The sequence below is a fragment of the Loigolactobacillus bifermentans DSM 20003 genome, assembly GCF_001434575.1.
Lineage (GTDB): Bacteria > Bacillota > Bacilli > Lactobacillales > Lactobacillaceae > Loigolactobacillus > Loigolactobacillus bifermentans.
The window spans coordinates 53,676-60,224 of the sequence record NZ_AZDA01000082.1 but is presented as its reverse complement, the minus strand read 5'-3'; the positions used below and the strand labels follow the sequence as shown (position 1 = coordinate 60,224).

Annotated in this window: 6 protein-coding genes; all 6 read right to left on the bottom strand. The window is 42.8% G+C overall.

What is annotated here, in order from left to right; genetic code table 11:
- Positions 1–64: 64 nt before the first annotated feature.
- Positions 65–1,093 (bottom strand): SepM family pheromone-processing serine protease, encoded by a 1,029-nt coding sequence (locus FC07_RS09245; RefSeq protein ID WP_235807492.1) that lies wholly within the window; start codon positions 1,091–1,093, stop codon positions 65–67.
- Positions 1,094–1,097: 4 nt separating this feature from the next.
- Positions 1,098–1,595, bottom strand: a complete 498-nt coding sequence (gene coaD / locus FC07_RS09240) for a pantetheine-phosphate adenylyltransferase (RefSeq protein ID WP_057904813.1) — start codon at positions 1,593–1,595, stop codon at positions 1,098–1,100.
- A gap of 1 nt (position 1,596) precedes the next feature.
- Positions 1,597–2,145, bottom strand: a complete 549-nt coding sequence (gene rsmD / locus FC07_RS09235) for a 16S rRNA (guanine(966)-N(2))-methyltransferase RsmD (protein ID WP_057904812.1) — start codon at positions 2,143–2,145, stop codon at positions 1,597–1,599.
- 132 nt (positions 2,146–2,277) lie between these two features.
- Positions 2,278–2,619 carry a YlbG family protein gene (locus FC07_RS09230; RefSeq protein ID WP_057904811.1) on the bottom strand — a complete coding sequence of 114 codons (342 nt, stop codon included), beginning with the start codon at positions 2,617–2,619 and terminating at the stop codon, positions 2,278–2,280.
- Positions 2,620–3,060, bottom strand: a complete 441-nt coding sequence (locus tag FC07_RS09225; RefSeq protein ID WP_235807491.1) for a YlbF/YmcA family competence regulator — start codon at positions 3,058–3,060, stop codon at positions 2,620–2,622.
- 2 nt (positions 3,061–3,062) lie between these two features.
- On the bottom strand, positions 3,063–6,515 hold the full coding sequence (locus tag FC07_RS09220; RefSeq protein WP_057904819.1) for a pyruvate carboxylase: 3,453 nt from the start codon (positions 6,513–6,515) through the stop codon (positions 3,063–3,065).
- Positions 6,516–6,549: the final 34 nt, after the last annotated feature.

Here is a 6,549-nt window from a genome sequence, read left to right as displayed (position 1 = left end):
CAAAAAGAGAAAGCCCAATGTAGCAACTTTCTCTTGACTAATGGTAGAAAAGAAGCGACCGTCGTCACTTCTTTAAATAAGTCAAAACATCATCAAATGTTTTGACTGGTATCACTTTCATATGGCTATGGATCCGCTTTGCAGTGCGCTTGGCCACTTGATAATTATTTTGCTCATCTAGTGGTAATTTGCGATTTTGAGTACGTGGTGTGTTCGGCGCAAAGAAAATAGTTGCACCTGCGCGATTGGCAGCAATCACCTTCTTATCAATGCCCCCAATTGCCCCCACCTTACCGTTTAAATCAATCGTTCCTGTACCAGCAATTTTACGACCTGCACGTAAATGTCCACCTGTCAATTGATCATAGATTGCAGTGGTGAACATTAAACCACCAGAAGGACCGCCAATTCGATTCACATTCACTTTAATCTTAGGATCAGTTTTAATCGTATTGTGATCTGTTAATGTAATCCCTAAACCCGGCTTTTTCGTGCCTGGCAGGCGAATCAATGCTGCAGTCGCATGTTTAGTTTGATGATGATGTAAATAAGTGATCGTTACTTTTTGACCCACTTTTTGCTGCTGAATATAAGTCATAAACCCCTTTGCCGTTTTAAAGTGTTGCTGATTGACAGCCGTCACCGTATCACCTAATGCTAACTGTCCTTTAAACTTCGATCGTTTTAAAATGGATAACACATAAATGCCAAGGTATTGACGCTGTACCTGCTTGCCTGCCTTACGATAGGCCACTTGAATTGCATCATTTTCAGAACTCAACATTTCGTAGTGTTCTAGACGATCATATTCTTGCGACGTCGTCCCACCTAATACGTCTGCTTGTTTTAAAACCGTCATATCCGAGCGTAAGTGTGCAATCACCCAGGTTATCGGATGTGCTTGTTGCAACGCCACTGTCATTAAATAATAACCGCCTTGACGCCGATCGTGCTGTTGATTGATTGTGACAAACCGACTGATGCGTTCAGCAGTCCCTGGGCTTTCGATATAATCAGGCAATGGCCAAAATAACCCGGCCACCAGCCCGAGTAATACAATTAAGAAAACCGGATAACGCCAACGTTTTCGCAAATCATTAGCCTTCCTTCTGAGCCAACTTTGCATTTAACGCTTCAGCAATATTTTTTGGAACCAACTTTTCAATATCACCATTAAACGCAGCAACTTCCTTTAACAAACTGGAAGACAGAAAAGCATATTGGGGATCTGACATTAAAAAGACACTTTCGATGTCAGGTGCTTGAAGCTTATTCATGGCCGCAATCGCTTGCTCGTATTCAAAATCCGTCGTATTGCGTAGGCCACGGATAATCACAGTTGCTCCAATTTGGCGTGCCAAATCAACGGTTAACTGGGTTGCTGCTGCAACCACATCAACATTTGACAGCCGTGCCACAGCAGTTTGGACTAATGCTAATTTTTCATCACTGGTAAATAGTGGGGATTTGTTGGTATTGGTCATAATGGCAATGGTCACATGATCAAACAATTTGCTGGCTTGTTGAACAGTCGCTAAATGCCCGTTGGTAAATGGGTCAAACGATCCCGGAAATAATGCAATTCTTTTTGCCATTTTAGAGACCCGCTTTCTGATAAATGGTAACGGCCGTTAAGCCATATAAATGACGCCCTTTAAACGTAAAACCAGTCAATGTATCTGGTAAAACCGTTTCACTACTAGTTTCACACATAATTTGTGCAGCTGGATTTAATAACCCCGCTTGTTGCATAAACTGCAAATTCGCAACCACTTTTTGCTGCGCATAAGGCGGATCCAACAATACGAGATCAAATGGTGTTTGCAATTGACTAAGTGCACGTTCTGCATTGGTTTTAATAATTTTAAACCGTTCCGGTGCTTTCGTAGTCGCGACATTTTCCTTGATAACTTGAATCGCCGCATATTGTCGATCAATTAAAACGGCATGGTCCATTCCCCGTGAAACAGCCTCAATACCCAATGCGCCACTTCCGGCAAATAAATCCAAACACTGACCACCTGAAAAATAAGGGCCAATAATATTAAAAATTGATTCCTTGACCTTATCGGTGGTTGGACGTGTTGCCCGGCCAGGCACTGGCTTTAAACGTCGACCACCAAAATCACCAGAAATTATTCGCATGTACGTCTTCCTTCCAACTTATCATTATGATTATCTATTATTTCACAACTCACCTATCATTGTAAATCATAAATACAACACAGTTTGAACCAAATGAAAAAAGGCCATGACCAGGGCCATCACCTTTTTTCGTTAAATAATATGCTGTTGTCGTAAATCCTGACTGGTCATTAAGACCCGCGATTCATTGACGATTTGTGGACGTTCTTCCTCATCATCGAATTGCTGACCAACGCGCGCACCAAAATTCATGTCTAATTCTGAGCGATGCGAAAACTCAACTTGCCGTACAAAATGTAACTTTCGTAATTGCTCAGCTGTTGTTGTCGCATCGGCTTGATCCACGTAAAGGAAGCAATATTTCATCCGCCGGGACGTGTAATAAATTAGGCCATAGCGGCGCAGTTGACGCAACTGCTTTAAGCTATACAGCCAAACCACGATCCCTTGTCGTTCTGTTTTTGTAAATGCCATCTACTCACCCTTTACTGTACAATGATGTGCTGTTGGTCGGCCAGTTTCGAAAAACGGATTGCCGGTTGCAACCATGATATCTTTTGAAATGCTGTTTGCAATTGTCACACTGATTTCATCTAACACAGTTTGCAGATCAAGCTCACACTGCCGAAAAGTAGCAACGCTTGGGTCTAATGCAACGACCCGTTGTGCCTTTTGTGCGCGGCGGCGTAATTGACGATAATCAGGCGCATACTGCCCATAATCTTTAATTTGATCGTAAGCAGCCTTTGCTTCTTGCAAAGCACTTACCTTGATCTGTGCCGCCTGATCTTGTGCAAGCCGACGTTTAGCCACTAAATAAGCCTGAAAAACAGAGCTTTCTTTTAATTTCGAGCTGACAAGATCGACTTGGTCGAGCATTGCAAACGTTGTCTCATTGATAATCACAGTTCTCATTCCTATTCGTTTTCTTCTTTTTCAGCCTTTAATTCCAATAATAAGTCATTACTGTCGATTAAATCACCTGGTTTAACATACAGATGACTAACACGTCCGGTAAATGGCGCTTGAACCGTTGTTTCCATCTTCATCGCTTCTGTTACCAACAAGGCATCCCCTTGTTGCACATTTTGCCCTGTTTTGACTAAGACTTTCAAAACAGTCCCTGTCATTGAGGCCCCAATTTGCTCACGGTTCGTTGGTTCTGCTTTCTTAGCAGTAACACTACTCGTTTGGGCGTGCTTGTCGTGAATGACAACTTCACTACGTTGTCCGTTAACAGTGAAGTATAAGGTCCGGTTACCTTCAATATCAGGTTGCCCGACTTCATTTAACGCAAGAAGCAGTGTCTTACCAGGACGTAATGACACTTCGATTCGTTCGCCAAGGCGCATTCCTTGGAAGAAGGTTGGCGTGTCTAAGGTCGAAACATCCCCGTATAGATCCAAACGGTCTTGATATTGTAAGAAGACATCAGGATACATGATATAACTTAAGACATCTTCATCCGTTGGCTCAGCCTTGATTTTTTCAGTTAATTCTTTTTTAACGGCTTCAAAATCAACTGCAGGCGCCAAGCTTCCTGGCCGAGCAGTAGATGGTGTCTTCCCTTTTAAAATAGCCTTTTGTAACTTCTTCGGGAAACCACCAACTGGTTGGCCTAAATTCCCCATAAAGAAGTTGATGACAGAATCTGGGAAATCAATACTTGCAGATTCAGCATAGATCCGTTCTTCTGTTAAATCATGTTGTACCATAAATAATGCCATATCCCCAACAACTTTAGAAGACGGCGTTACTTTAACAATATCACCAAACATTAAGTTAACGGTTCGATACATCTTCTTAACGTCTTCCCAACGTTCACCTAACCCAACCGCACGTGCTTGTTGCCGTAAATTAGAGTATTGCCCCCCTGGCATTTCAGCAGTGTAGTTTTCAGTTTGTGGGGCATTTAAACCGTTAGAGAAATCATCATAAAATGGCCGAATACCTTCAAAATAGTGATTTAAAGTTTCAGTTGCTTGAATATCTAAATCTGGTTTGCGATCCGTATTCGCTAAAGCATAGTACAAACTTTGCATACTAGGCTGACTGGTTGTCCCAGACATTGCACTTTGCGCAACATCCACAATATCAACACCGGCAGCTGCTGCCCGTTGATAAGTGATGACACCATTACCAGCTGTATCATGGGTGTGCAAGTGAATTGGAAGATCAACAGCGTCTTTTAAGGCACTTACCAAGGTGTACGCTGCTTCTGGTTTTAACAAGCCTGCCATATCTTTAATGGCTAAAATATGAGCCCCAGCAGCTTGCAATTCTTTTGCTAAATCCGTGTAATACTTCAAATTATATTTTTGTTTATCTGGATCTAAAATATCACCCGTGTAACAAATTGCAACTTCGGCCAGTTTTCCTGTATCTCGAACAGCTTGAATACTCTTTTCAAGTTGCGGTACCCAGTTTAAACTATCAAAAATCCGGAACACGTCAATACCGTCAATCGCTGATTGTTTGATGAAGGCTGCAATTGCATTGTCAGGATAGTTCTTATAACCGACTGCATTACTCCCACGGAATAACATTTGTAATAAGGTATGAGGCAACTTCTGACGTAACTTCTTAAGGCGTTGCCATGGGTCTTCAACCAAGAAACGATAGGCGACATCAAAGGTGGCACCGCCCCACATTTCATAAGAAAACAGATTTGGCATCGCTTGTTGCATATCATCAGCGATAGCTAACATATCATGTGTCCGCATCCGGGTTGCAAACAAGCTTTGATGCGCATCCCGCAACGTTGTATCTGTCAGTAACAATTGTTTCTGGTCCTTGATCCATTGAACGGCACCGTCTGTGCCAGATTCATCTAACACCGTCTTGGCCGTTACTAACCCCTTTGGAAATGGCTTGAATTCTTCCATAAATTGATTTTCAGGATAGTATTTCTTTTCATGGTGTTCAATGTCACCAAAGCCATTCACGGTAATATCCCCAATATATTGCAGTTTCTGTGCACTTGTATCGATTTCACGTGGGAACGTGAACAATTCTGGCGTCTCATCGATAAAGGTCGTTTCTGCTTCACCAGACAGGAATGTTGGATGTTTGACAACATTCTCCATAAACTTCAAATTCGTTTTGACACCGCGAATCCGGAATTCGTGCAACACACGTACCATTTTGTTGGCTGCTTGTTGGAACGTTAAACCGTGCGTGCAAGCTTTTACCAATAATGAATCGAAGTAGGGTGTGATAACGGCACCAGAATAAGCATTCCCACCATCTAACCGAACCCCATTGCCACCTGGTGACCGGTAAGTTTCAATGGTCCCTGTATCTGGCATAAAGTTATTTTGTGGGTCTTCCGTTGTGACACGACACTGAATGGCCGCCCCTGTAAAGGTTAAATCTTCTTGATGAGGCAAGCCAATTTCACTGTAAAGATCCATTCCTTGCGCAATTTTCAACTGTGTTTGGACAATATCAATGCCAGTGATCATTTCAGTGATCGTATGTTCAACTTGTACCCGGGGGTTAACTTCAATGAAATAAAATTCATCCCGTTCAGGTTCAAAAAGGAATTCAACAGTTGCCGCATTTTGATAATGCACGTGTTCCATAAATCGAACCGCTGCTTGACAAACTCGGTTCCGTTGCTCATCTGTCAATAAAATACAAGGTGCAACTTCAATCACTTTTTGATGCCGTCTTTGAACAGAGCAATCACGTTCAAATAAATGCATGACATGTCCATGTTGATCAGCTAACACTTGCACTTCAATGTGCTTCGCTGATTTAATGTAACGTTCAACGTAGATCTCATCACTGCCAAAAGACTGCATGGCTTCACTTTTAGCCCGTTCAAAACTTTCAGCCAAGTCTTCTGGTCGAGATACGACTCGCATCCCGCGACCGCCACCACCCATGGCAGCCTTGATCATCATTGGAAAGCCGTGTTTTTCACCAAAGGCCTTCACTTCATCCAAACCACTAACCGGTTCGTCTAAGCCCGGAATCGCTTGCACATTTGCTTCAGCAGCAGCGCGTTTCGCAGCTACTTTGTCACCGAACATTTCCAAAAGCTCAGGTGTTGGTCCAACGAAGGTAATTCCTTCTTCCTGACAACGCCGTGCTAAAACAGCATTTTCAGATAAGAAACCATACCCCGGATGAATGGCATCCGCACCACTTTCCTTGGCAATTTGAATAATCGCTTCAATATCCAAATAAGCCGCAATCGGTTGTTCCCCCTCGCCGACTAAATAGGCCTCATCAGCCCGGAAGCGGTGTAATGAATACTCATCCTCCTTTGCATAAATAGCAACCGTCTTCAAACCAAGTTCTCGACATGCACGAATAATCCGTACCGCGATTTCACCACGGTTCGCGATTAAAACCTTCTTCATGCTTTCATCACCTTTCATTTTTCTTTTTTGTTGT

Excerpts from the sequence above, each read along its gene's own strand:
- coaD (WP_057904813.1), bottom strand. The coding sequence starts at position 1,595 with ATGGCAAAAAGAATTGCATTATTTCCGGGATCGTTTGACCCATTTACC.
- rsmD (WP_057904812.1), bottom strand. The coding sequence starts at position 2,145 with ATGCGAATAATTTCTGGTGATTTTGGTGGTCGACGTTTAAAGCCAGTG.
- FC07_RS09230 (WP_057904811.1), bottom strand. The coding sequence starts at position 2,619 with ATGGCATTTACAAAAACAGAACGACAAGGGATCGTGGTTTGGCTGTAT.
- FC07_RS09225 (WP_235807491.1), bottom strand. The coding sequence starts at position 3,060 with ATGAGAACTGTGATTATCAATGAGACAACGTTTGCAATGCTCGACCAA.
- FC07_RS09220 (WP_057904819.1), bottom strand. The coding sequence starts at position 6,515 with ATGAAGAAGGTTTTAATCGCGAACCGTGGTGAAATCGCGGTACGGATT.